At 41.7% G+C, this 24,545-nt stretch carries 24 protein-coding genes and 1 tRNA gene; 19 read left to right on the forward strand and 6 right to left on the reverse strand.

What is annotated here, in order from left to right:
* Positions 1-107: 107 nt before the first annotated feature.
* The 8 genes from BA70_RS00135 to BA70_RS00170 all read left to right on the forward strand — a co-directional run bounded on the left by BA70_RS00135 (position 108) and on the right by BA70_RS00170 (position 7,413).
* Positions 108-1,484, forward strand: coding sequence for a C40 family peptidase (locus BA70_RS00135; RefSeq protein WP_034316614.1), 1,377 nt, complete (start codon positions 108-110; stop codon positions 1,482-1,484).
* Positions 1,485-1,718: 234 nt separating this feature from the next.
* Positions 1,719-2,669, forward strand: a complete 951-nt coding sequence (trxB, locus tag BA70_RS00140) for a thioredoxin-disulfide reductase (RefSeq protein WP_034317405.1) — start codon at positions 1,719-1,721, stop codon at positions 2,667-2,669.
* Positions 2,670-3,026: 357 nt separating this feature from the next.
* On the forward strand, positions 3,027-3,491 hold the full coding sequence (locus tag BA70_RS00145; protein WP_034316616.1) for an 8-oxo-dGTP diphosphatase: 465 nt from the start codon (positions 3,027-3,029) through the stop codon (positions 3,489-3,491).
* 39 nt (positions 3,492-3,530) lie between these two features.
* A complete protein-coding gene (gene rapZ / locus BA70_RS00150; protein WP_034317408.1) occupies positions 3,531-4,418 on the forward strand; it encodes an RNase adapter RapZ in 888 nt (295 codons plus the stop codon).
* On the forward strand, positions 4,419-5,378 hold the full coding sequence (locus tag BA70_RS00155) for a gluconeogenesis factor YvcK family protein (RefSeq protein ID WP_034316618.1): 960 nt from the start codon (positions 4,419-4,421) through the stop codon (positions 5,376-5,378).
* 17 nt (positions 5,379-5,395) lie between these two features.
* Positions 5,396-6,346, forward strand: coding sequence for a DNA-binding protein WhiA (gene whiA / locus BA70_RS00160; protein WP_034316620.1), 951 nt, complete (start codon positions 5,396-5,398; stop codon positions 6,344-6,346).
* Positions 6,347-6,372: 26 nt separating this feature from the next.
* A complete protein-coding gene (locus tag BA70_RS00165) occupies positions 6,373-6,630 on the forward strand; it encodes an HPr family phosphocarrier protein (RefSeq protein ID WP_008348124.1) in 258 nt (85 codons plus the stop codon).
* Positions 6,631-6,669: 39 nt separating this feature from the next.
* On the forward strand, positions 6,670-7,413 hold the full coding sequence (locus BA70_RS00170; protein ID WP_034316622.1) for an arylamine N-acetyltransferase family protein: 744 nt from the start codon (positions 6,670-6,672) through the stop codon (positions 7,411-7,413).
* A gap of 49 nt (positions 7,414-7,462) precedes the next feature.
* On the opposite strand, the gene BA70_RS00175 is transcribed toward BA70_RS00170, so the two are convergent.
* Positions 7,463-7,951 carry a ribonuclease gene (locus BA70_RS00175; RefSeq protein WP_034317411.1) on the reverse strand — a complete coding sequence of 163 codons (489 nt, stop codon included), beginning with the start codon at positions 7,949-7,951 and terminating at the stop codon, positions 7,463-7,465.
* 185 nt (positions 7,952-8,136) lie between these two features.
* Positions 8,137-9,117: a 2-hydroxyacid dehydrogenase gene (locus BA70_RS00180; RefSeq protein ID WP_149865332.1), complete on the reverse strand. Its 981-nt coding sequence runs from the start codon at positions 9,115-9,117 to the stop codon at positions 8,137-8,139.
* Between the two features lie 562 nt (positions 9,118-9,679).
* Between BA70_RS00180 and BA70_RS00190 the strand changes: the two genes are divergently transcribed.
* Entirely contained in the window at positions 9,680-10,261 is a 582-nt protein-coding gene (locus BA70_RS00190; RefSeq protein ID WP_034317417.1) for a beta-class carbonic anhydrase, read from the forward strand.
* A 37-nt stretch (positions 10,262-10,298) separates the two neighbouring features.
* Entirely contained in the window at positions 10,299-11,921 is a 1,623-nt protein-coding gene (locus BA70_RS00195; RefSeq protein WP_034316624.1) for a SulP family inorganic anion transporter, read from the forward strand.
* Positions 11,922-11,950: 29 nt separating this feature from the next.
* Here the strand turns inward: BA70_RS00195 and BA70_RS00200 are convergent, their stop codons facing one another.
* A complete protein-coding gene (locus BA70_RS00200; RefSeq protein WP_034316625.1) occupies positions 11,951-12,292 on the reverse strand; it encodes a MazG nucleotide pyrophosphohydrolase domain-containing protein in 342 nt (113 codons plus the stop codon).
* 136 nt (positions 12,293-12,428) lie between these two features.
* On the opposite strand from BA70_RS00200, the gene BA70_RS00205 reads away from it, so the two are divergent.
* Positions 12,429-13,007 (forward strand): LOG family protein, encoded by a 579-nt coding sequence (locus BA70_RS00205; RefSeq protein ID WP_034316626.1) that lies wholly within the window; start codon positions 12,429-12,431, stop codon positions 13,005-13,007.
* Between the two features lie 46 nt (positions 13,008-13,053).
* Here BA70_RS00205 and clpP read toward each other — a convergent pair whose 3' ends face one another.
* Complete coding sequence (gene clpP, locus BA70_RS00210) at positions 13,054-13,650, reverse strand: ATP-dependent Clp endopeptidase proteolytic subunit ClpP (protein ID WP_003212962.1); 597 nt, start codon at positions 13,648-13,650, stop codon at positions 13,054-13,056.
* A gap of 253 nt (positions 13,651-13,903) precedes the next feature.
* Here clpP and BA70_RS00215 point away from each other — a divergent pair.
* Positions 13,904-13,979: transfer RNA gene (locus BA70_RS00215), tRNA-Arg, on the forward strand.
* Between the two features lie 111 nt (positions 13,980-14,090).
* On the opposite strand, the gene BA70_RS00220 is transcribed toward BA70_RS00215, so the two are convergent.
* Entirely contained in the window at positions 14,091-14,369 is a 279-nt protein-coding gene (locus tag BA70_RS00220; RefSeq protein ID WP_078061624.1) for a tyrosine-type recombinase/integrase, read from the reverse strand.
* Positions 14,370-14,458: 89 nt separating this feature from the next.
* Here BA70_RS00220 and BA70_RS00225 point away from each other — a divergent pair, with 89 nt between their 5' ends.
* The 4 genes from BA70_RS00225 (at position 14,459) to abc-f (ending at position 19,717) form a co-directional block, all read left to right on the forward strand.
* Positions 14,459-14,881, forward strand: a complete 423-nt coding sequence (locus BA70_RS00225; protein ID WP_078061605.1) for an STAS/SEC14 domain-containing protein — start codon at positions 14,459-14,461, stop codon at positions 14,879-14,881.
* 658 nt (positions 14,882-15,539) lie between these two features.
* Positions 15,540-16,430 (forward strand): ABC transporter substrate-binding protein, encoded by an 891-nt coding sequence (locus BA70_RS00230; RefSeq protein ID WP_034317420.1) that lies wholly within the window; start codon positions 15,540-15,542, stop codon positions 16,428-16,430.
* A gap of 166 nt (positions 16,431-16,596) precedes the next feature.
* Complete coding sequence (locus tag BA70_RS00235) at positions 16,597-17,763, forward strand: macrolide family glycosyltransferase (RefSeq protein WP_034316634.1); 1,167 nt, start codon at positions 16,597-16,599, stop codon at positions 17,761-17,763.
* Between the two features lie 394 nt (positions 17,764-18,157).
* Entirely contained in the window at positions 18,158-19,717 is a 1,560-nt protein-coding gene (gene abc-f, locus BA70_RS00240) for a ribosomal protection-like ABC-F family protein (protein WP_193352335.1), read from the forward strand.
* A gap of 16 nt (positions 19,718-19,733) precedes the next feature.
* Here abc-f and BA70_RS00245 read toward each other — a convergent pair whose 3' ends face one another.
* The gene (locus BA70_RS00245; RefSeq protein ID WP_034316640.1) at positions 19,734-21,143 is read right to left on the reverse strand and encodes a polysaccharide deacetylase family protein; all 1,410 of its coding nucleotides are present in this window, start codon (positions 21,141-21,143) and stop codon (positions 19,734-19,736) included.
* A gap of 337 nt (positions 21,144-21,480) precedes the next feature.
* Between BA70_RS00245 and BA70_RS00250 the strand changes: the two genes are divergently transcribed.
* Genes BA70_RS00250 through BA70_RS00260 form a run of 3 tightly spaced genes read left to right on the forward strand, consistent with a single transcriptional unit; the run spans position 21,481 to position 24,425 of the window.
* The gene (locus BA70_RS00250) at positions 21,481-22,509 is read left to right on the forward strand and encodes a FecCD family ABC transporter permease (protein WP_189318058.1); all 1,029 of its coding nucleotides are present in this window, start codon (positions 21,481-21,483) and stop codon (positions 22,507-22,509) included.
* Positions 22,506-23,507: a FecCD family ABC transporter permease gene (locus tag BA70_RS00255; protein ID WP_034316645.1), complete on the forward strand. Its 1,002-nt coding sequence runs from the start codon at positions 22,506-22,508 to the stop codon at positions 23,505-23,507. The genes BA70_RS00250 and BA70_RS00255 overlap by 4 nt, the downstream gene beginning before the upstream one ends.
* 18 nt (positions 23,508-23,525) lie before the next feature.
* Positions 23,526-24,425, forward strand: coding sequence for an iron-hydroxamate ABC transporter substrate-binding protein (locus BA70_RS00260; RefSeq protein WP_034317423.1), 900 nt, complete (start codon positions 23,526-23,528; stop codon positions 24,423-24,425).
* Positions 24,426-24,545: the final 120 nt, after the last annotated feature.

Below are 24,545 nucleotides of genomic sequence, written 5' to 3' on the forward strand. Positions count from 1 at the left end.
ACATCTGACTGATAAATCAGGAAGAAAGACATAGAGAGCACAGATTGGTCGCAGAGAATTTGCTGCTTTCTCATGTCGCTTGGAAATTGTCAAAGGAGGAACTATTCGTGAAAAAGTTTATTACTTTCGGTTTAGCTTCGGTCATTGGAGCGAGCGGTTTATTTATCCCATTTACTCATGAAGCAAACGCACAGAACTTTGAACAAAAGAAACAAGAACTAGATAGCAAGCAATCTGAGGTAAACAAGAACCTTCAAAAGAAAAAAGAAGAGCTTTCAAAGCTTGAAGCAAAACAAGAGGCACTTGCGCTAAAGCTAAAAGAAATTGACGAAAAAGCTTTAAAAACAAGTGATCAAATTGAAGAAAAACAAAAAGAAAATGAACAAACAAAAAAAGAAATCAACGCACTGAAAAAAGACATTGCTGATACTGAAAAACGTATTGAAGATAGAAACAAATTCTTGAAAAAGCGTGTACGTGCGCTTCAAGAAAGCGGTGGTTCTACGAAATACATAGATGTATTACTAGGAGCAAAAAGCTTTAGCGATTTCATCAGTCGTGCAGGTGCTGTATCTACATTAATCAACGCAGACAGCGAAATCATTAAAGAACAAGAAAGAGACAAAGCGGAATTACAAAAGTCTGAAAACGAATTAAACACAAAGCTTGAAGATGTTCAAAAGACGCTTGCAAAGCTTGAAACACTTCAAACAGACTTAAATAAACAGCTTGATGAGAAAGACAAGCTATTTAAGCAAGTGAAAAAGCAAAAAGGAAGTGCTTCTTCTCAAATCAGCGAGTTAAACACTGAGGCAAACAGCATTGCATCTGAAAAAGACGCAACAATCGCTGCTCAAAAACAAGCTGAAAAAGAAGCAAGAGAAGCTGCTCAACAAGCAAAAGAAGAAAAAGCACAAAGACAACAGCAGCGTCAATCAGCTGTTCAAGCAGAAGACAACAGCTCTAATAACGACAGCGGTTCTTCTTCAAATAACAGTGGATCTTCAAATAATAACAACAACAGCAGTTCACCAAGCAAGAAGCCATCTTCTGGCGGTGGATCACCTGTCAGCAATAACGTAGGCGGAATCGAAGGTGCGATCAGCACAGGTTCTACCATTGTAGGACAATCTCCATATAAATGGGGCGGCGGCAGATCACAAGCCGATATTAACGCACGTCGTTTTGACTGTTCTTCATTCGTTCGCTGGGCATTTGCATCAGCAGGCATCAACCTTGGACCAGTTGGCGGTACAACAACAGATACGCTTGTAGGTAAAGGAAGAGCTGTAAGTGCATCTGACATGAAACGCGGAGACCTTGTGTTCTTTGATACGTACAAAGTAAATGGCCACGTTGGTATTTACTTAGGAAACGGTACATTCTTGAACGATAACAGCTCTCATGGTGTTTCGATTGATTCAATGAATAACTCTTATTGGAAAAGATATTTCAAAGGTGTTGTAAGAAGAGTCGTTGAATAAATCATTAGTTACTATATAACCGTAAACAGGCTTCCTTAAACAGCAGTTTAAGGAAGCTTTTTCTTTTTTTGAAGATATGAGCAAATGATTCGCTTATTCCCCGCAGATTTAATAGGATATGGGTAAGGAATAAAAGCTAACAATGGAAAGGATGCTTTCTGTCATGAATGGAAGCATCACCCAAGGGCATTCTAATAGGAAATGCTTGCAGCAATTGAAGAGGGAGTGACAGTTGTGTCAGAAGAAAAAATCTACGATACGATCATCATTGGAGCGGGACCTGCCGGAATGACAGCCGCTGTTTATACATCACGGGGAAATCTTTCAACACTGATGATTGAAAGAGGAATTCCAGGCGGACAAATGGCAAATACGGAAGATGTTGAGAACTATCCTGGCTTTGAAAGCATTTTAGGGCCGGAACTTTCAAATAAAATGTTTGAGCATGCGAAGAAATTCGGTGCTGAGTATGCATATGGCGATATTAAAGAAATTGTGGACGGTGAAGAGTACAAAATCGTCAAAGCCGGTTCAAAAGAATACAAAGGACGATCTGTCATCATTGCGGCAGGTGCTGAATACAAAAAAATCGGTGCACCAGGTGAAAAAGAACTTGGCGGCCGTGGTGTATCATACTGTGCAGTATGTGATGGTGCCTTCTTTAAAAACAAAGAGCTTGTGGTGATTGGCGGCGGAGACTCTGCTGTAGAAGAGGGTGTTTATCTTACACGCTTTGCATCAAAAGTAACGATTGTCCATAGACGCGACAAACTTCGTGCCCAAAGCATCTTACAAGCACGTGCCTTTGATAATGAAAAAATCGACTTCATGTGGAATAAAACCGTAAAACAGATCAATGAAGAAAACGGAAAAGTTGGCAGTGTGACATTCATTGATACCGTGACAGGTGAAGAAGAAGACTTCAAAACAGACGGCGTCTTTATCTATATCGGTATGCTGCCACTCTCTAAACCATTTGAAAACCTAGGAATTACAAATAAAGAAGGCTATATTGAGACAAACGAAAGAATGGAAACAAGAGTTGAAGGCATTTTCGCAGCGGGTGACATTCGTGAAAAAACACTTCGTCAAATTGTCACAGCAACAGGTGACGGAAGTATTGCAGCACAGAGCGCACAGCATTATGTAGAAGAGCTTGCCGAAAAGCTAAAAGCCACGAAATAAACGGCTGTCGTAAATCCTTAATATAGCGTCACGGGCTTTTAACTGGAATGTAACACGGGTGAAATAATTATCCGTTATGATAAAACTAGTAATTGACCCCCTTTTATAAGGAATACATGTTTGGCACGGATGTGAATCCGTGTCCTTTTTTTTGCATAAAATCAGAAATTCACGAGATGTTCACAAATGACGCATGGGGAACCGTTAAATGTTGTAAAATAAAGAGTAGAGAAATTGGACGTCACATCATTCACACGAAAACCTGTCTGTTTTCGGTGAAGAACGGGCATGTTCATTGTGGGAGTCAGGATGAACCTGTATAATAAGAAAAAGACATATAAGAGTAGGTGACAGCTGATGCAACGAGTAACCAATTGTGTGCTGCATCACGAAGATCAAGTTCTCTTGCTACAAAAGCCAAGACGCGGCTGGTGGGTAGCGCCTGGCGGCAAAATGGAAAGCGGAGAATCGGTCAAGGATTCAGTCATTCGAGAATATAGAGAAGAAACTGGCATTTATATTTTAAATCCGCAGCTAAAAGGTGTTTTTACCTTTATCATAAAAGAAGGCGATCAAATCGTTCAAGAGTGGATGATGTTCACCTTTATGGCAGATTCATTTACCGGGAAAAACGTGACAGAGTCAGAGGAAGGCATTTTAAAATGGCATGACGTACAGGATGTGCCTAGTTTGCCGATGGCTCCTGGAGACTCACATATTCTTGACTTCATGCTAAAGGGAAAAGGACTTCTCCATGGTACTTTTACGTATACACCAGATTTTGAGCTGATTGCTTATCGGTTAGATCCTCAAGGAGACTAATACATGAACCGTTTTCATAAAGAAGGAGAGGGAGCAGGCATGAATACGCACAAACAAGATGATATTCAGCTTGTGATTATTACAGGAATGTCAGGTGCGGGGAAAACCGTTGTCATTCAAAGCTTTGAAGACTTAGGTTACTTCTGTGTAGATAACTTACCGCCATCACTTTTACCGAAGTTTCTAGAGCTCATGAAGGAATCGAATTCAAAAATGAGCAAGGTTGCCCTTGTGATGGATTTGCGCGGACGCGAATTCTTTGATAGCTTAGTTGCTGCCTTAGATGAAATGAATGATATCAGCTGGATCACACCAAGGATTCTGTTTTTAGATGCAAATGATAAGGTGCTTGTCTCGAGATACAAAGAAACGAGACGTTCGCATCCCCTTGCGACAACAGGACTGCCGCTCGAAGGTATTGCAATGGAGCGCGAGCTGTTAGAGGAGTTAAAAGGCCGATCTCAAATGATATTAGATACATCGGATCTGAAACCAAAACAGCTTAGAGAAAAAATTGTCACACACTTTGCCACCAATCAAGGGCAAGTGTTTACAGTGAATGTGATGTCATTTGGCTTTAAATATGGTCTACCGATTGATGCTGATCTTGTATTTGACGTGAGATTTCTACCAAACCCTTACTATATTGAGAGCATGCGTCCACAGACTGGAAACGATGAAGAAGTCCGCTCCTATGTGATGAAATGGAGTGAAACGCAAAGATTCACAGAGAAATTAATCGATCTTCTCAGCTTTATGCTTCCGTCCTATAAACGAGAAGGGAAAAGCCAGCTTGTGATCGCCATTGGCTGTACAGGCGGCCAGCATCGATCTGTGACGCTAGCGAACTATTTATCGGAGTATTTTAAAAACGATTACTATACACATGTCACTCACCGGGACATTGAAAAGAGAAGTAGAAAATAGATGACGACACTACCAAAGGTTGTCATTCTTGGCGGCGGTACTGGCTTATCTGTTTTGCTCAGAGGGCTAAAAACAAAGCCAGTGGATATTACCGCCATTGTAACGGTTGCTGATGATGGGGGCAGCTCAGGCAGATTGCGTCATGATTTGAATATTCCGCCTCCAGGCGATATTCGAAATGTATTGGCGGCACTTTCTGATGTTGAACCGCTTGTAGAAGATTTATTTCAGCACCGTTTTAACAAAGGAAATGACTTAACAGGCCACTCTCTCGGCAACCTCATTCTTGCGGCTATGACAAATATAACCGGTGATTTTTTTCATGCCGTCACAGAAATGAGCAAGGTCTTAAATGTGAGAGGAAAAGTATTGCCAGCAGCGAATTCAAGTGTTGTTCTCCATGCAGAATTAGAAAATGGGCAAGTGGTGACAGGAGAATCAAAAATCCCTACCTATGGGAAAAAGATTAAACGAGTGTTTCTCACACCAAATACGATTGAGCCGCTCCAAGAGTCCATTCAAGTCATCCGTGAAGCTGATTTGATCGTCATTGGGCCTGGCAGCTTGTATACGAGCATTTTGCCGAACTTGCTTGTACCGCACATTGGAGAAGAAGTGATTCGTTCTAAGGCGAAAAAAGTGTATATTTGCAATGTCATGACGCAGCCGGGGGAAACGCTTTCCTATAGTGCGGCTGATCATGTGCAGGCATTAAACGATCATATGGATCGACCGTTCATTGATATCATTTTTGTGAACAATAAAGAAATTCCAGAAGAAATCAAAGCAAAATATGCAGAAGAACAGGCGCAGCCTGTACAGTTCGACACCGATGTACTCAAAGCAATGGGACTGGAAGTCATTCCAGGAGAAATCATTACATATGACCAACATGTGATTCGTCACGACACGCTCAAAGTAGCCTCACTGCTCGTCGACCTGCTGCATCAGAAAAAATAGGAATGGGGGTGGCAAGGATGTCATTTGCATCCGAAACAAAAAAAGAGCTGACTAATCTGGACGTGAAGGACTGCTGCTCAAAAGCAGAGCTTTCTGCCCTCATCCGTATGAACGGTTCATTATCTTTCTCAAATCGAAAATTGATTTTAGATATACAGACAGAGAACGCAGCCATTGCAAGACGTATTTATACGCTGCTCAAAAAGAAATATGATGTGACAGTCGAGCTGCTCGTACGTAAGAAAATGAGATTAAAAAAGAATAATGTGTATATTGTCAGACTGGTAGAACGAGCGAAAACCATTTTAGAGGATTTGAAAATATTAGGTGAACAATTTGTATTTGAGCGCAATATTTCAGAAGAACTTGTGAAGAAAAGATGCTGCAAGCGTTCCTATATGAGAGGTGCTTTTTTAGCAGGTGGCTCTGTGAATAACCCAGAAACGTCTTCCTATCACCTTGAGATTTTTTCACTATATAAAGAACATAACGATGCCCTTTGTGAGCTGATGAATCAATTCCATCTCAACAGTAAAACTCTTGAACGCAAAAAAGGGTATATCACATACATGAAGGAAGCGGAGAAAATTACGGAATTCTTAAGTGTTGTGGGTGCTCATAACTCATTGCTTCGTTTTGAAGACGTGCGAATTGTCCGAGATATGAGGAATTCCGTGAACCGGCTCGTCAATTGTGAAACAGCAAACTTGAATAAAACGATCGGTGCATCACTGCGTCAAGTCGAAAACATTCAATTCATTGATGAAAAAATTGGACTTGATGCCCTGCCGGATAAACTGCGTGAAATTGCGAAACTTCGAATCGACTATCAAGAAGTCACGCTAAAGGAACTTGGCGAAATGGTGGAAAGCGGCAAAATCAGCAAATCAGGCATTAACCACCGCTTAAGAAAGCTAGATCAAATTGCAGAACAATTACGAAACGGACAAGCTGTTACACTTAAATAGGGAAATAAAAAAGGGAGGCAGATCATATGGTGGAAAAAACGGTCACAATCCAGCTGAAAACAGGTTTACAGGCACGTCCAGCTGCTTTGTTCGTACAAGAAGCCAATCGCTTTGGTGCTGATATTTTTCTAGAGAAAGATGGAAAGAAGGTCAATGCGAAGAGCATTATGGGTCTCATGAGTCTTGCGATCAGCTCTGGGGTCACTGTCAAACTGATTGCAGATGGTGCAGATGAACAGGAAGCCATTGATGCGTTAACGGATTTTATCAATCAAGAAAACTGAGTCTCTTCATAGGCTCAGTTTTTTTAGGAGGGAATGTGGATGATTCAATCAGCCTTTTTACAGAAGATCGGATACGAAGGCAAGTCCATCACCTTTGATCACTTGCCTGCTTTATTAAAAAAGATGGCGTATACGTTTCCATTCGAAAACAGATCTGTGCTGAACAAACAATCCTACGACTTGGATCAAGAAGGGTTGAAGCAGCATCTTCTTGAAGGAAAGAGAGGAGGTCTTTGTTATGATCTCAATCCTCTCTTATCTTATGTGTTAAAAGAGGCAGGACTCGCTGTACAGCTCGTTCAAGGGACAGTGTATAACAATGAAGCGGACACGTGGGCAATTGATGGCACGCATGTAGCCATAGTCCTGAAACATCAAAACGAACGCTTCCTCATTGATGCAGGTTTCGGAGCCAATTTACCACTTCAGCCTGTACCCTTTACAGGAGAATGGGTGGAAGCATCGTCTATTCATTTTCGCGTCAAAGCAGAGGAAACCGAAAAAGGGACACACTTGCTCCAATTAGATAGGGGAGAAGGTGCTGAAACAGGCTATGCTTTTACATTAAAAGAAGTCGATGAGCACACTTTGGTCCAAATGAGGCAGGAGATTTATGAAAATGAAGCATCCCCTTTTAACAAAAGACCGCTTGCTTCAAAGCTGACGCCAACAGGACGTGTGGTCGTCACGGAGGATCATGTCACCACACATGAACAAGAAGAAGTGTCGAAAAAGCCGCTCCCGCAGCCTTTTGAGGATTACGTGAAAACCCTTATACCGTGAACAACATCAAAAGACAGCCCGTTTGACCTAGGGCTGTCTTTTTCATTGATTAACGAATACGTGTAAATGTCGCATAGTGGTCTGTTGTTTTGTAGATGAGCCAGTCACTTGAATACACGAGGCGGTCAGCATTACGGAAGCCGGAGACGTAGTTGATATCTGCCTCACGCCATGTTCGGCCGCTGGCTGAAGGAAGACGTCCCTCCCGGTTAGAGAAAACATCTCCACCGATGCTTTTGCCTGGCGCAACCTCCGCTAGATTTCCCTTCGATGCAACCCATCCAAGAGCACTTGCTTGTGATTTTGTGATGTAATTATCAGGTAGTCGCTTGTAGCGAATTAAATAGTCTGCCACTCCATCAAACGTATTAATGACGGCAAGGGTTCGCAAATCTGGTGCAAGTTGAATGGAAGCCGCTTCATTCGTGGTTGTTGGTGTAAGAGGTGTTTCTGCTTGAGCTTGCTGCGGGATAAATCCAGAAAACAGAATAGCAGCGATCAGAGCGAACATAGTAAAAATCGAACTTATTTTTTTCATCTTCATCTTCATCCTCCTATAAAGGAAATCGGATGCTGTCCTCTTGTTGCTTGTCTACCCCATATTATAGCACCCGAACATGAAGGAAATGTAAAGAATCAGGATCTTTGCTAAAATGAGGCTTTTTTCCCGAATCCATTCTGATGAAATAAATAAAAAGACGCAGTTCCCTGCGCCTTTTCCCATTAAGTTGTGGCAAGCTCCTTCACAACATCAACAGGGGCCTTTCCATCAATTCCATGAATCACATTATGAATGGCTCGTTTGAGCATGAGATCTCTTGTTGTTTCAGTAGCTGAACCGATGTGAGGGGCAAGAGTAACCTGGTTCATCTCCTTGAATGGATGATCTTCTTGAAGCGGTTCTTGCTCATACACATCAAGACCTGCCCCTTTGATCCATCCCTCCTGAAGCGCTTGAATCAGACTTTGCTCATCCACTGTTTTTCCGCGGGAGATGTTCACGAATAAAGCTGTCTGCTTCATTAACTTAAATTCTCGTTCTCCCATCATATGATACGTTTCTTCGGTTAGCGGTGTGATCAAGACAATGATATCGGCTTGCTTCAGCAGGTCATCAAGTGCGCAATACACAGCGCCATACGTCGATTCAGCCTTTTCATTCCGACTCCGGTTATGATAGAGGACGTTCATATCAAAACCAAGTGCTGCCCGTTTGGCTACTTGCTCCCCTATACGGCCCATGCCAATAATGCCGAGCGTTTGATGATGAACATCGATGCCAAATATATCTTCTTCCTGTACAAATTTCGTCCATTTCCCCTCGCGGATAAAACGATCAAGCTCAGCAATTCTTCTCGCAGAGGAGAGAATGAGCGAAAAGGCAAGATCAGCGACGGTATGATCAAGTGTATAAGGAGTGTGCGTGCCGAGCACCCCTCTTTGTTTCATGGCTTTTATATCAAAGTTGTCATAGCCGACAGAGTTATTGCTCACCACCTTGAGTTTTGGTGCGTGATCTAATAGCTCCTGATCGATTTTCGTTCCAGACGTCAAAAGGCCATCAGCATGTTGTAGCTTCTCAAATAAAATATCTCTTGGAATGGGGTCCTTGGATTGCCACACCTCGTATGTACAATGTTCCTTTAGCATCTCCTCAAAAGAGGCAGGTAAGGGTTTGGCGACAAAAATATGTGGCTTTATCATCAACTCGCTCCTTTCAAATGGTTGGTCATCTTTCTCCTTTTATTATAAAGCAACCATTTTGGCAGTACACGTTTGAATATGAGCTACTCAATATTTAATATACTGAAATAATGGGAAAGAAGACGTTTTTTTAGTGAAAGACTAAATTCATCAGCCATCTGACGTCTTTTTATTATGTAGAAAAACGAGTAATTAGTAGATGTGGCATAGAAAAATGCCGGATGTTTTGAGAGATAATCTGACAAACTGGAAAATAGATCGAGGCTTTTTGATAGAAAATTTATTATATTTGAAGTGTATTAAACGGGACGTCCATTTTCTACTAAACCTTTTCATCGTCTTTTGTTGAAATGAGAGCCATTATTTGAAAGCAAAAGCCGCATATCCCATGTGCTGAAGCGGAATAAAGGGCAAAATAGAGAAAATGCTTACATTTTTTCTCATCGTTTTCTCATTTTTTTCTTTTTTTTCTATCATTTTTCTTCTCTATGCTTGAGAGCACACAAGGGAAAAGGAGGACAGGCAAGGCGTTACAGCTTAAAAAAAGATGGGAGATGGCAAGATGGGATCAACATTAGAACAGATTCTTCAGCACAATGCAGATTTTGTGAAAGAGAGACAGTATGAGCCTTTCAAGGCGGGAAAATTTCCTGAGAAGAAATTGGTTATATTAACTTGTATGGATACACGCCTGTTGGAATTATTACCCCAATCCATGGGGCTTCGTAACGGTGATGCGAAGATCATTAAAAATGCAGGAGCCATCGTCACACATCCATTTGGCAGTGTCATGCGGAGTATTTTACTAGCCATTTATGAGCTGAAAGCAGAGGAAGTGTGCATTGTGGGACATCATGAATGCGGAATGGCAGGTCTTGCGGCAGATCCTTTACTTGAAAAGGCCAAAGCACGCGGAATCGAAGAGAAATGTTTGAGCATTGTGAAAAACTCAGGGGTTGATTTAAAGGGCTGGCTGACAGGCTTTGATTCGGTTGAAGAGAGCGTGTCCCAAAGCGTGAAATTAGTCAAGGAACATCCGCTTATGCCAAATGATGTGGCTGTTCATGGACTGGTGATTCATCCAGCAACAGGAAAGCTAGATGTCGTTGTAAAAGACAAACAGATCGATCCACAGTATACCTAAATCATCTACACATACTTGAAGGAGGCCAACACATACCATGCGTTTTTATGGAAGATTTGAAGGTTATGATACATCAAAGTTTAGACGTGATTTAATCGCTGGGCTTGTCGTGGGCGTTGTGGCAATTCCTTTAGGCATGGCATTTGCCATTGCATCTGGTGTCGGACCAGAATATGGATTATACACAGTCATCGTTGCAGGCATTTTGATTTCATTGTTCGGTGGTTCAAAGTATCAGATCGGCGGGCCGACCGGGGCGTTTGTTCCGATTTTATTCGGAATTGTCAGCCAGTACGGTATTGAAAACTTGCTCATTGCCGGTTTTATGGCAGGCTGTATGCTTGTATTGTTCGGAATATTCAAACTAGGGAAGCTCATGAAATTTATTCCTCGTCCGGTTATCATCGGCTTTACTGCTGGCATTGCTGTCATTATTTTTTCAGGGCAGATTGCCAACTTCCTCGGATTAAAGGGTGTTGAAAAGCATGAAAGCTTTTTCCTCAATATGAGAGAAATCGTGGTCCATCTCGGTACCACAAATAGTCTCGCTATCATCACAGCCGTCATCGGGCTCATCGTGATTTTGGTGGCGCAAAAATACATTCCCAAAATACCTGGTGCTCTATTAGGTCTACTCGTTTCAACATTTGTAGCCGTTCTCTTTTTTCAAGGACAAGTTGAAACAATTGGCTCTGCATATGGCGAAATCCCTCGCCAGCTGCCAAGCTTCGCTTTTCCTGAATTAACGATTGAAAAAATGATATACCTGCTGCCTCCAGCAATTGTCATTGCGCTGTTAGGCGGCGTGGAGTCGATCTTGTCAGCAATGGTCGCCGATCATATGAAAGGCTCTAAGCATGACAGCAACAAGGAGCTTGTCGGGCAAGGAATCGCCAATATGGCGGCACCGCTCTTCGGAGGGATTCCAGCAACTGGAGCGATTGCACGTACGGCAACGAACATCAAAAATGGCGGAGCAAGTCCGATTTCAGGTGTTGTGCATGGCGTCGTTGTATTGCTCATCTTAATGCTATTTGCGCCATATGCATCCATGATTCCACTTGCTGCCATGGCACCAATTTTAATGTTTGTTGCTTGGAATATGAGTGAGAAAAAAGAGTTTATGAATATTGTGAAAGTGAGAAATGCGGATTCACTTGTACTTGTCGTGACCTTCCTCTTAACGGTCATAGGTGATTTGATTATTGGGGTCACCGCAGGTCTCATTTTAGCATTTATCGCCTTTATCAAAAAAATGAGCCAGACGACCAACATTCATGCAAATGTTGCGGTTCCCCAAATAGAAACGGCAGCCACTTTAGAAAAACACGCCGATCAGAAAGGAATTAGTATGTATTCCATTGAGGGACCACTGTTCTTCGGTACAACAGATTCATTGGAAAATTCGATTTTGGATCATGTCCAGACAAAGCCGAAAACGCTCATCCTGCTCATGAATAAAGTCAATTATATGGATACATCAGCAGAAGCGGTCCTGATGAATATCTCCAATCGTTTAAAGCATCATAACGGAAAACTGATGATTGTCGGACTTCAATCACAGCCAAAGGAACTTTTGCATCGTACTGGCCTTTTCCATCATATTGGAAAGCAGCATTTCTTTGAACGAACGGATGATATTTCACCACAGCATCTATAAGGGGATAAAAAAAGCACGTGACAGTTTGGTCACGTGCTTTTTGCCTGTTCTATCTCAGTAGAAAAACGTTTTGTGAGTTTCTGTTGATGAGAGGCGAAAACCTCTTCTAATGTCACATCATAAAGATCAGCTAAAACGAGTAGATTCGCTAACACATCACCCATTTCTTCGATAAGGTCTTTCTTTAACTCTAGTGTTTCTTGTATTTTTTCATCAGGCCGATCACGCCCAATTTCTACGGCTCTAACCGCACGAGCGAGTTCTCCCGTTTCTTCCATAAGGAAGCCTAACCGAATAAACGGCCCGTATTTTGTCCAATTTCTCATTTCGTAAAACTCCTTGATCCACTTCTCTATCTCAGTTGTTTGCATTTTCTTTATACAGCTCCTTATATGGTGTTCATTTTTTCATTTTACACTATATATAGATGAATCGGCTGTTTCTTTACAATTAATTATAGTAGAATGAGTGAGTGAAGAAATCATAGAGAGAGATGGAGCTGTTTTGATGAAAACGATTTGTGTGTTTGCTGGTTCGAATCCAGGTGTGAATGACATCTACAAACAAAAGGCTGTCGAGCTAGGTGCTTATATGGCAGAGCAAGGAATCCGTCTAATATACGGCGGCTCACGAATTGGACTAATGGGAGCCATTGCAGATGAGGTATTGAAAAATGGCGGGCAAGTCATTGGGGTCATGCCAAAAGGGCTTTTTAGAGGAGAGGTTGTGCATCAAGAGCTAACAGAATTAATAGAAGTAAAAGGGATGCATGAACGAAAAGCGAAAATGAGCGAGCTGGCCGATGGATTTATTGCCATGCCAGGCGGCTTTGGTACATATGAAGAATTATTTGAGGTGTTATGCTGGGCACAAATTGGGATTCACCAAAAGCCAATCGGATTGTATCAAGTGAATGACTATTTCAAGCCGCTCATTGACATGGTGAAGTTCAGTGTACAGGAAGGTTTTTCGAATGAATCGCATCTTCAATTATTGCATTCTTCCGCAGAGCCGGAAGAATTGATTTCACAGATGGCATCTTATCAAACACCAACTCTTCAGCAGAAATGGACGGAGCTGTCTTAATAACAAAAAACCGTCTGTTCAAAGGAGCAGACGGTTTGTTTTGTCATTATTTTTGTTCTTCTGCATTACGTGTCAAGACTTTGTCAATGAGTCCGTATTGAAGAGCTTCTTCTGCTGTTTTGAAGTTGTCACGATCTGTATCGCGCTCAATCACTTCAATTGGCTGACCAGTACGTTCAGCAAGTACTTGGTTCAGTTTATCGCGTAAAGAAAGGATTCGTTTTGCCGCAATTTCAATTTCTGTCGCTTGACCTTGGGCACCGCCTAGTGGTTGATGAATCATCACTTCACTGTTTGGAAGGGCATAACGCTTACCTTTTTCACCAGCAGCAAGCAGGAACGCACCCATTGATGCAGCCATACCAATACAAATAGTTGATACCTTTGGTTTAATAAATTGCATCGTATCGTAAATGGCCATACCAGCTGTGATAGAACCGCCAGGGCTGTTAATGTAGATAGAGATATCTTTCTCTGGATCTTCAGCTTCTAAGAAAAGCAGCTGTGACACGATGGAGTTGGCAACATTGTCATCGATCGCAGAACCAAGCATGATAATACGGTCTTTTAAAAGACGAGAATAGATGTCGTAAGCTCTTTCCCCACGATTTGTTTGTTCAATGACTGTAGGTATTAAATTCATAATGTTCCTCCTTCACCTTTTAGGTAAGTATGTAACTCAATGATACATTTTTGGTCAATAAAGGTCAAACAAAACGCTGACCTAAAATCAAATCCCTCTATCCATTTTCCCCAAAGTTTTTGCACTTCAAACCATCATATGAGTATATGTATTTGAAAGAAGAAAATACATTGGCAGGTCTGATGATTCATTATTGCTTTCTTGCAGCATTTCCCTTATAATTTGATATGCTGACGTTCAAAAAACATATCGTGCGCTCGTAGCTCAGTTGGATAGAGCGGTGGTTTCCGGTACCACGTCTGCCGGGGGTTCGAATCCCTCCGAGCGCGTCTTGAGTATCCGATAGAATTCGATTTATAATTTGTGGAAAAGCTGAAAACCCTTTGAAATAAAGTGTTTTTTTGTTTTTTATGTGATTGGATTTACGTGAGTAAACGATATTATTTCATTTCGTTTTGCACAAATTTTTCACTCGCTGCACTTTCAAGTAATAACTTTTTTTGAAACAAATCAAAAGTGTTTTTATTTTCTTCTTCTCTAAGCTCCTTCACCACATGAGCATAATATCTAAGTGTTGTGTCAAAGCTAGCATGTCCTAGTCTTTCTAAAACATAATAAATAGATATTTTCTTGTAAAGAAGTATGCTGGCATGGGTGTGTCTTAGATCAGATGGCGTACCATGGGACGAATTGAATAAGTGAAACTGACCGAAAGGCATTCTATAATTGGATGCCTTTTTGTTTTGAAAAGGCTTTTTTCGCAAATAATGTTGCTTTATAGCGTAAGAAATTTATCCTTATTGATTTTATGAGATTTATACGCATAATTGTAACTAAGGGAGATGATTCCAAGTTGAGTACACAGAATATCAGCACAACAGTTTCAGGAGATTTAATTATTACCCATTTAATTGGCAAGATTAAAACAGATGATGTTAATGAATGGTTTTATGAGTTCGAGCAGGTTTGTCAGCAATTCATTTCCGAGGGGCGAAAATACAAATTGTTGGTGGATAGAAAAGGATACACGCCAGATCATTTTTCTGTTCAAAAAGCATGGAAAGATAAGTTCTTCAATGAAACCATTTTGAATCAAAGCAAGGCAATTGCGTTTCTCCTTGAAGAAGGGGAGATAATGAATTATTTACAACAATCCAATACAAAAGAATCTGTAAAATTTTTTGATAATTATGAACAAGCATTTATTTGGTTGAATGAATATCCAATATAAAACCTTTATTGAACCAGTTGCTCTCAATCAACTGGTTTTTTTATGCCCGTAATGTTGCTGTTGTCATAAAATTCACTTGTTTACAAGCTTCCAACACCATTGTTTTTCTTCGCAGATTCTTGTCCAATTGCTTGTGCAATTCTAAGTGAGTCAGTTCCCTGCAAACGAATGTTCTGGGTCTGTTATATCACAGGCTTTCTAATAGCAACAATATTTCAGAAAAGAGCCTTTGAAAAAAATGAAGGTTAAAGATAAATTTATAAATTATGGATCAAGAGCTATAAGTGATTATTCTCACGATGAAGATGCTTGGACAAAAAAAATGAACGCGAAATTATTTCTTATACACATGCAGATAACTTGTTAATAGAGTAGTGGGAAAAGTAACTTAACTGTGTGCGATAAAAGAGAAGAAAGCTGTAAGTGCTCTAAGTTTTTTGCACGAAGTAATTAGGAAATGTTGATAAATCAGCATTTCCTTAAATCTATTATATGTTCTCCGAGCGCGTTCTTGACCTTGTTCACCACCTCTCCGTTTGGGATTTTTTTGTGTTGAATCATATCAATCATCAATTCTAAAACTTTTCATCTAAGATTGCCTATTTATGCTATAATTAATAATCATTCTCAATTAAAGGTGGTTTCGCAAGTGAAAAAAATGATATGGTTGATCAGTCTGCTGGCATTATTTTTAGTGGCATGCGGGCAGAAAGAGAATAAAGAGCAAGCAGCAAATACACGTACATATACAACCGAAACGGGTGAAAAGATCACCATTCCTGCCAAGCCGAAGCGTATTGTTGTGTTAACGGCGCAGCTTGGAAACTTCAAAAAGCTTGGTGTGACACCTGTTGGGATGACGGATGTGTATCCTAAATCATCCTTTTTAGATGAAACAGGTGTGAAGCGGGTGCCTATCGAAAATGTGGAGGCGATTGCAAAGCTGAAGCCTGATTTGATTATTGCTTATTCACAAAACGCACAGGTTGAAAAATATAAAAAGATTGCAAAAACGATCACATTTACGACAAGTGAACACAGCTTCAAAGAGATGCATATTGAAATCGGAAAGATTCTTGGAAAAGAAGCGTTAGCCAAAAAACAAATACAAGAAATGGATCAGCAGTTAAAGAAAGATGGGGAAGAGGTGAAAGCGAAAATTGGAGCTGACAAGACGTTCTCCATTATGGATGTCCAGCCAAAGCAAGTATACTTATTTGGTACAGACTTTGGCCGCGGAGGGGAAGTCATCTATCAAGGCTACGGATTCAGCTTGCCTGAGAAGGCAGAAAAAGCACTTCCGAAAGAAGGTTATCTCGGCATTTCATTAGAAGAAATGAATCAGTATACTGGTGACTATTTACTTGTCCCAACAAAGGATGGAAAAGCGCCAAACCTTGATATCACGAACAGCGGTGTATGGAAGAAGAATCAAGCGGTGAAACAAGGGCATGTCCTGCACTACTCGATCAATGAATTTATCTATGCAGATCCGATCTCGGTTGAAAAACAGTCTGCTGCATTCAAAAAAATGCTGCTCAAATCATAATGTCAAAAAGACAAAGCGCTCATTAGGAGGCTTTGTCTTTTTTTCTTCTATTCTCACAAAATACTAGTCATAAGACTCATTTCTTCCCTTTTCAGGCGTATTGATTGAGCCTGATGGCTGTCTATGATTAACATGGAAGAGAATTGACAATGAGGAGGGATTTCTTGTGGCGAAGATTTTATTGATTACGTTCCCAGCTGAAGGACATGTGAACCCCATGTTAGGGATCATAAAAGCAATGACGGATCGAGGTGATGAAGTTCATGCGGTCACAACTGAACATTATCAGGAACGAATCAAACGCTTAGGCGCTCACGTACATATACATCCAGACTATATTCGCACATTAAGTGTGGAAGAAAGCGATTTAGATTCCATGCAGCCATTCTTTCATGCCATGCTGCAAACGTCATACGATATTTTAGAGGTGGTGGAGACACTTTCTCAGCAGCATTCATTTGATTTGGTCTACTTCGATATGTTTGGAGCAGGGGAGCTTGTTCGAGATTACTTGCACATTCCGAGCATCGGGTCCAACCCATCTTTTGTGCTGCAAGAGGCGCATTTTGATACACCGCTATATCGAAAGGATGAAAAGGCCGCTCATTTGTTAGAAAAAATAAATGAACGTTTTGGGGTACAGCCAACACGTTTAATGCAATTCATGAAAAACCGCGGAGAACTGAATATGGTGTATACAAGCGAATATTTTCAGCCGTCTGTCGATGCATTAAATGATTCGTATGTCTTCATCGGGCCGAGCTTTCTAAAACGAGCAGATCAGCACCAATTCCCGCTTGAAGCACTTGAGCAAGAAAAAGTCGTCTTTATTTCGATGGGTACAGTTCTTGGGGATACAGAAGCATTTTTTAATCTGTGTATTGATGCCTTTGCAGACTTTGATGGAAAAGTGGTCCTCGCAACAGGTGAAAAAGTGGATAGGTCTCTCTTAAAAGAGGCACCTTCTCATTTTCTGATTGAGCCTTATGTACCGCAGCTTGAAGTGCTCGAACTGACAGATGTGTTTGTGACCCACGGCGGCATGAACAGTGTCAATGAAGGCATTCATTATCACGTTCCGATGGTCGTCATTCCGGTCGACAAAGATCAGCCGATGGTGGCACAAAGGCTGACGGAATTATCTGCTGCCCGCGCACTTGATAAAGATCAGCTGACGGCAAAGCAGCTAAGAGAAACCGTGGAGACTGTTCTGGAAAGTAACACGTATCGTGATGGGATCGAAAAAATTGAAAAAAGCTTCCAAACAGCAGGAGGAACAGAAAAAGCATTACGTGTGATTGATCAATTTATGCAAGCGAAACAGACTCAATAGATGAAAGTTTTTCAAAGGCGTCTGATCTATTCAAATAGGACTCCCACTTGACAAAAAATAACCAATCTTTTATCGTATACGTAACAAACGACGGAAGGGTGACCCAATGCAATGAAGTACTAATCCTATGACCTGTAAGCAAAATGAAAAAACGAAGGCAGTGAGCAAACGACTGATTTGCCATGTTTGCTACGTTTTCATTTTTTAGCTTCGGAATAGGATGGTACAGCTTGGGAATCAAAGAATGAGGTGATTGATACGTAGGATGTGTGTGTTCAGGTAACGAACGGCACGTCATTCTGTATCAATACGCTTATTTTTGTACACCATTTTGCCTCCTATTCTGAGAATGGGAGGCTTTTTCATGTCTCCTGATACGAAAGGAGAGGATTGGATGTTACTGAAAGCCAATCAGTTAAAGGTATTTCGAAAGGATCGGTTGTTATTTGATATTGAGGAGCTTGCTATCCATCAAGGTGATCGCATTGGTCTAGTGGGGGCAAATGGCAGTGGGAAAACGACTTTATTGCATGTGCTGGCAGGTCAAGAAAAACCAGACAGTGGAACGTTTGCTGCCACAACGACCTGTACGCTGCTTCCGCAGCTGAAAACAGCTGATGGCAGACAGAGTGGTGGAGAGATGACCCAGACCTATATTGAAAGGGCCTTAAGCCGTCCGTCTGCCCTTTTATTAGCAGATGAACCGACGACTCATTTAGATACAGAGCACATTGAGTGGCTAGAGGAGAAGCTGCGTGATTATCAAGGTGCCCTCATTGTCGTTTCACATGATCGTGCTTTTTTAGATGCGTTATGTACGGAGATTTGGGAGCTGGATAATGGGGTGCTCAAGCAATACAAAGGCAACTACACGCATTTTTCACAGCAAAAAGAGCTGGCGCATCGTCAGCAGGTGGAAGCGTACGAGGCTTATACACAAAAGAAAAAACAGTTAGAGCATGCGCTGGAAAAGAAAAAGAAAAAAGCGGACAAAGCCACAAAACCATCCCAAAAGCTGAAATCCTCAGGGCCTAAAATTGCAAAGCCTTACTATGCAAATAAGCAAAAAAAGCTGCAAAAAACAGCCAAATCCATTGAAACAAGAATGGAGAAATTAGAAAAGGTGGAAAGAGTAAAGGACGTCCAGCCCATTCAAATGACTCAGCATACGATGAAGGAAGTAGCAAGCCGTACCATTCTGCGAGTGAAAAATGTAGATGGCAAGGCGGGCGATAAAATGCTTTGGAAGCAGGCGAATGTGGAAGTGAGAGGCGGAGACAAAGTCGCCATCATTGGAAAGAACGGGAGCGGCAAAACGACATTTCTCAGAATGCTTGTGAATGGACATCCCGGTGTTTCTCGTTCAGAAGCAGTCAAATTAGATTATTTTAGTCAGGATCTTTCAGAACTGAAGGTAGATGAATCGATTTTACAAAATGTGCTGAAAGAGGCCGTTCAAGATGAGACAGTGGTTCGGACGGTTTTAGCGAGACTTGGGTTTCGGGGAGATGATGTGTATAAGCTTGCTAGCGTGTTAAGCGGGGGAGAACGGGTGAAGACCATGCTTGCGTCATTGCTCGTCAGTGATGCCAATGTCCTCATGCTGGATGAACCGACGAACTTTTTAGATCTGGCGGCAGTTGAAGCGCTAGAAGGACTATTAAAGGATTACCCAGGTACAGTTGTATTTGTTTCCCACGACCGCAGGCTCATTGAAAAAGTCGCCACTCGTATTCTGCATGTTCACGAAGAACGCATTGAAGGGTTTGATGGCACATATGAAGAGTATAGGCAAAAGGAAGAAAAACCATCTGTTACAAAGAGAGAAGAGGAGCTTCTGTTAATTGATATGCAGTTGTCTGAAGTGCTCAGCCGTTTAAGTATTGAGCCTTCTCAGGAGCTGGAAGAGACATTTCAAGCATTATTGAAAAGAAAGAAGTCTTTGGAGTCTTAAAAAGAAACCCCTGTGTTTACTGCACAGGGGTTTGTTCAATTCGTTCCTTTTTTAATTGTTCTAGTTCACTGACTGTGACCAGCTGGTAGCCTTGTTTGGTGAGCTCATGTATGATCTTCACTGCTGCCCGAGCTGAGCTGTCATAAATATCGTGCATTAATACGGTTCTGCCATCTGCTGCATGTGAGAGAACGTGGCTTGTGATCTGCTGGCTATTGCGAATTTTCCAATCCTCAGGATCCACATCCCACAAAGATACTTTCATATCAACCGCTTGATTGATGTCTTGATTTGTTCCTCCATATGGCGGTCTAAAGTGCGTAGGTGTATAACCGCTAGCTTTCTCAATCAGTTGCTGCGTGTCCTCTACCTGTTTCACCGCTTGCTTGAGAGGCAGTCTTGTTAATAAAGGATGGTTGTAAGAATGGTTTCCGATCTCATTTCCGCCTTTTAGAATGTCGGCAAGCATTCCAGGATAGTACTGGACCCTGCTGCCTAATACGAAAAAGGTGGCGTGTCCTTTATTTACCTTCAGCGCATCTAAGATTTTTGTCGTTGTCGCTGGATTTGGACCATCATCAAATGTGAGTGCGATGGCTTTTTTGTTCGGATCAAGCTTTGATTTTTGCGGCAGCTTCACCGCTTTTCTTTTTGGGGGCGGTTCTTTGATTTCATTTTTATTTTTGGTTTTATTCATATATTCTGGCTTCAATATATCTTTCAGCAAAGTCTTTTTGATCGCGAGCGTTTGCGAACCAAGATCCTCTGCGGCTACTTGAGAAGCTGGGAAATAAAACTCTACATATTTCTCTTTCAAGGCAAATTGACTAAAGTTTTGAGCAGTAGGGGCTGTTCCTTTCTGAAGGAGAGGTTGATCCTTAGACAAGGTTTTGTCCTTTCGAAGCTCCGTGTATGTAATATAGGATAATTTCTTTAAATAATTGGTTTTAGGCAGAAATAAATCTTTTGTGTCAAGAAAGTTTTTTTTCTGAAAATCAAAGTTGATCGTGAGATGATTAGTGGTCCCACTTTGCTGACCTGTATAGGTATAGGTTGTAAAGTGAATGGCAACGGATTGCTTCGCATAATGCACCATATCATAATCAATATTCAGTTCAAAGCGTTTATTTTCATCAATATCCTTTGCTTCACTGAATGTCTTTTTGAAATGCTCTAATGCTGAATTGGCATAGCTTTGAATCTTGTCATCTAGCTCTTTTTGGTGGAAAAGAGGATAGTTGACTGCATATCTCATAAATTTCCCGTCATTTACGAGAGTGACAATTTCGACATTTTTATAGTTCGTATCCTGCTTCACATTCTTCTTCTCTGTACCGCTTGCTTGTTGATTTTGAAAGAAAACAACTGCTCCAATGATGATCGCAAGCGCAAATAGGATGATACTCCATGTTCCCTTTACTGACACAACTTTCAAATCTCCTCTCATGACGGGTCATTCTTTATCAGTTTGACATCTGTTTGTAATATTTTTATAACATTTGACTTACTTTTGTAATTTTAGGTGATTTTCATGCGGAATGTCAACTATTTTCCTATTAAACTATCGGAAAAAATGATAGGTCTTTCAGAGCGAAAATAAGTGTAGGAAAAGAATCATCCCATCTCGTTGTGTCTCATTCATACCTTTAATAATTAAAAAAAGGGGCGTACATTGATTTTTCAGAGGCTGGCGGCTATAATTTTGATGATTATGATTCTCATTTTCAAACCGACTTTTAATGAAGAAAAGGATGACACCGATTTTGCAGGATAAGCGAACACCTCAACAAAAACGATCATCACATATTCTGTTCTTTTTGATATTTTTTCTCGCAGTCATTGGTTTGCTTACTGCTATGTTTTTTGCTGTTTCTTACGGTGCAAAAACATTGTCTCTGCAAACGGTTTGGACAGCTGTATTTGACTATCAGTCAGATGTCACAGAGCAGCAGATCATCCATGAATTAAGACTTCCGCGTGTTCTAGGGGCAGCACTTGTTGGAGCGGCCTTTGCTGTAGCGGGCGCTCTCATGCAGGGCATCACAAGAAACCCGCTGGCAGATGCGGGGATTTTGGGCATTAATGGCGGTGCGATGTTTGTTGTCGCTCTCTGTTTTGCTTTTTTCCCAGGCATGCCTTATTCAGCACTCATGTTCCTTTCTTTTATCGGTGCTGTACTGAGTACGCTGCTAATCTTTGCGATTGGGGCGGCTGGTGGTGTATTGACACCGCTGCGCCTGACCGTTGCAGGAGCAGTTGTCGCCGCATTGCTTCATGCGCTCAGCTCTGGAATCGCCATTTATTTTGATCTGAGTCAGGATCTGGCTTTTTGGTATGCAGGCGGTGTGGCTGGTGTGAAATGGCCGCAACTGACGATTCTCGCCCCGGTCATTCTGATTGTGATCGTATGGGCGATGTTATTAGGTCGTTCACTGTCGTTACTATCGCTCGGTGAAGATGTAGCGGCGAATTTAGGTGTGAAAACACGACAAGTGCGAATACTAGGAATGGCAGCTGCTGTCCTATTAGCAGGGGTTTCTGTATCAGCAGTTGGGTCCATTGGGTTTGTTGGGCTCGTTATCCCGCATATTGCACGAAAGCTGGTTGGTGTAAACTATCGTTTCGTCATTCCGATGTCAGCGATTTTAGGGGCTATGCTGCTTGTCTTTGCGGATCTTGCCAGCCGCACAGTGAATCCGCCAAGAGAGCTTGCCATTGGTGTGATGGTGGCACTTGTCGGTGTTCCTTTCTTCTTATACATTGCCAGAAAAGAAGGGAGGAACCTGTCATGAAGGAGAAACAGCGTGCTCTTGTCGTGACAGTCGCCTTACTTTGTCTGAGTGCTGCTGTGGTGCTGTATAGTTTAAATACCGGCACGCTGAAACTCAGTCCCATCGTTGTCGTCAAAACCTTATTTGGTTTTGGAGATTTCCAAAGTGTAACGGTGCTGTTTGATTATCGTCTCCCGCGAATTGTGGTGACGATTCTAGCGGGAATTGGTCTTGGCATCGCAGGTGGCATTTTGCAGAGTTTATCTCGCAATCCACTGGCCGATCCTGGGATTATTGGACTGAATGCAGGGGCAGCATTTGGCTTAATTATTTTTGTGACGTATTTCCACGCACTTGAAGGCAATCCGTCTCTTCTTATTCCGCTCTTTACATTTGGTGGTGGACTGCTCGCGGCAGCAGTCATCGTGCTCCTTGCATATGACCGGCATGAAGGGCTTGTTCCCATCCGGCTGATTCTAGTAGGAATCGCGGTTGCTGCGGGGTTTAGTGCATTGACTTTATATTTGTCATTGAAGCTGGATGAAGATACATACACGTTTGCTTCAAGATGGCTTGTGGGCAATGTATGGGGAAGAGACTGGATTCATGTGTTAGCGCTTCTGCCTTGGATTGTATGCCTTGTGCCGCTTACGCTGATGCAGGCAAGCACACTTAATGCATTGACGTTAGGAGATGCTGTCGCCTCAAGTTTAGGTGTACGTGTCCAGCGTAAACGCCTCTTTTTGCTTACCTTAGCTGTTGGCCTCGCTAGTGCAAGTGTCTCGATGACAGGCGGAATTGGCTTTATTGGCCTCGTCGCCCCGCATTTGGCTAGGCGGCTTGTCGGGTCACTGCATCAGTATTTTTTACCGGTTAGTGCGCTGCTTGGCATGTTGATTTTGGTCAGTGCCGATACAATCGGACGTTCCATATTTGCCCCAAATGCCATACCGGCGGGTGTGGTTGTGGCCTTTATCGGAGCCCCTTATTTTCTCTATTTATTGACAAAAACGAAATAAAAAATGAAAGAGGAACCCATCATGAAAAAATTACTTGTGTTTGGTTTAACGATCTGTTTCTTGATTCTTACCGCTTGCGGACAACAGGAAACAAAAAATACGACAAATCAAAATGATCATGGAACACCTAAGATTGCTTCCTTGTCTATTCATTTAACAAATGACTTATTGGCACTTGGTATCAAGCCCGCTGGCTCTGTCGTAGGGGGAGACTTAAAAGATTTCCTTCCACATGCGAAAAAGCAGCTGAGTCATACGAAGAAGCTAGGCATTGCAGCAGATCCAGATATGGAGTCACTGCTTGCTTTAAAACCAGATGTCATTTATGTCGATGAAGAACTAGCTGGACAAGACTTATCGAAATACAAGAAAATCGCCAAAACCGAAGTGTTTAATTTAAATGACGGCACGTGGCGGGATCATTTGAAAAAAATCGGTAAGCTCGTCAATAAAGAAAAAGAAGCCGATCAATATATCAAGGAGTACAATCAAGAAGCAAAAGAAGTGAAATCGCTCATCCAACATAAGATTGGAAACGGAAAAGTAATGGCGATCCGTGTGACTGCAAAGGAGCTTCGAGTATTTAGCATGAAGCGTCCAATGGGTCCTATTTTATACGATGATCTAGGGCTGACACCTGTTGATGGTGTGAAAAAGCTGGATAGCAAACGGCCATTCGAAGTGATTTCTCAAGAGGTTCTTCCTGACTATGATGCAGATGCTATTTTTGTCGTCGTTAACCGTGATGATAAAGCGCAACAGGCATTCAAACAGTTAGAACAGACACCGATCTGGAAAGGCCTAAAAGCCGTGAAGAAAAACCAAGTCTATCCTATTGCTGATCAGCCATGGCTCGATTACTCAGCACTAGGCAATAAAATGGCATTGGATGAAGCAAAAGAGATGTTTTCTAAATAAAAAGCACATGAATCAAGGCATCATTCCGCACATAGGAATGATGTCTCTTTTTTTGATTCGTTCTTCTATTCATTCGCTTGTTGCATACATATGAGAGGGAACGAGCAGTATCGCCCACAT

This window comes from Bacillus zhangzhouensis, assembly GCF_000715205.1.
In the GTDB taxonomy this organism is placed as follows: domain Bacteria; phylum Bacillota; class Bacilli; order Bacillales; family Bacillaceae; genus Bacillus; species Bacillus zhangzhouensis.

Coding starts and splice junctions, on each gene's coding strand:
- BA70_RS00145 (WP_034316616.1), top strand. CDS start 3,027: ATGCAACGAGTAACCAATTGTGTGCTGCATCACGAAGATCAAGTTCTC.
- rapZ (WP_034317408.1), top strand. CDS start 3,531: ATGAATACGCACAAACAAGATGATATTCAGCTTGTGATTATTACAGGA.
- BA70_RS00155 (WP_034316618.1), top strand. CDS start 4,419: ATGACGACACTACCAAAGGTTGTCATTCTTGGCGGCGGTACTGGCTTA.
- whiA (WP_034316620.1), top strand. CDS start 5,396: ATGTCATTTGCATCCGAAACAAAAAAAGAGCTGACTAATCTGGACGTG.
- BA70_RS00165 (WP_008348124.1), top strand. CDS start 6,373: ATGGTGGAAAAAACGGTCACAATCCAGCTGAAAACAGGTTTACAGGCA.
- BA70_RS00170 (WP_034316622.1), top strand. CDS start 6,670: ATGATTCAATCAGCCTTTTTACAGAAGATCGGATACGAAGGCAAGTCC.
- BA70_RS00175 (WP_034317411.1), bottom strand. CDS start 7,951: ATGAAAAAAATAAGTTCGATTTTTACTATGTTCGCTCTGATCGCTGCT.
- BA70_RS00180 (WP_149865332.1), bottom strand. CDS start 9,117: ATGATAAAGCCACATATTTTTGTCGCCAAACCCTTACCTGCCTCTTTT.
- BA70_RS00190 (WP_034317417.1), top strand. CDS start 9,680: ATGGGATCAACATTAGAACAGATTCTTCAGCACAATGCAGATTTTGTG.
- BA70_RS00195 (WP_034316624.1), top strand. CDS start 10,299: ATGCGTTTTTATGGAAGATTTGAAGGTTATGATACATCAAAGTTTAGA.
- BA70_RS00200 (WP_034316625.1), bottom strand. CDS start 12,292: ATGCAAACAACTGAGATAGAGAAGTGGATCAAGGAGTTTTACGAAATG.
- BA70_RS00205 (WP_034316626.1), top strand. CDS start 12,429: ATGAAAACGATTTGTGTGTTTGCTGGTTCGAATCCAGGTGTGAATGAC.
- clpP (WP_003212962.1), bottom strand. CDS start 13,650: ATGAATTTAATACCTACAGTCATTGAACAAACAAATCGTGGGGAAAGA.
- BA70_RS00220 (WP_078061624.1), bottom strand. CDS start 14,369: ATGCCTTTCGGTCAGTTTCACTTATTCAATTCGTCCCATGGTACGCCA.
- BA70_RS00225 (WP_078061605.1), top strand. CDS start 14,459: ATGAGATTTATACGCATAATTGTAACTAAGGGAGATGATTCCAAGTTG.
- BA70_RS00230 (WP_034317420.1), top strand. CDS start 15,540: ATGATATGGTTGATCAGTCTGCTGGCATTATTTTTAGTGGCATGCGGG.
- abc-f (WP_193352335.1), top strand. CDS start 18,158: ATGTTACTGAAAGCCAATCAGTTAAAGGTATTTCGAAAGGATCGGTTG.
- BA70_RS00255 (WP_034316645.1), top strand. CDS start 22,506: ATGAAGGAGAAACAGCGTGCTCTTGTCGTGACAGTCGCCTTACTTTGT.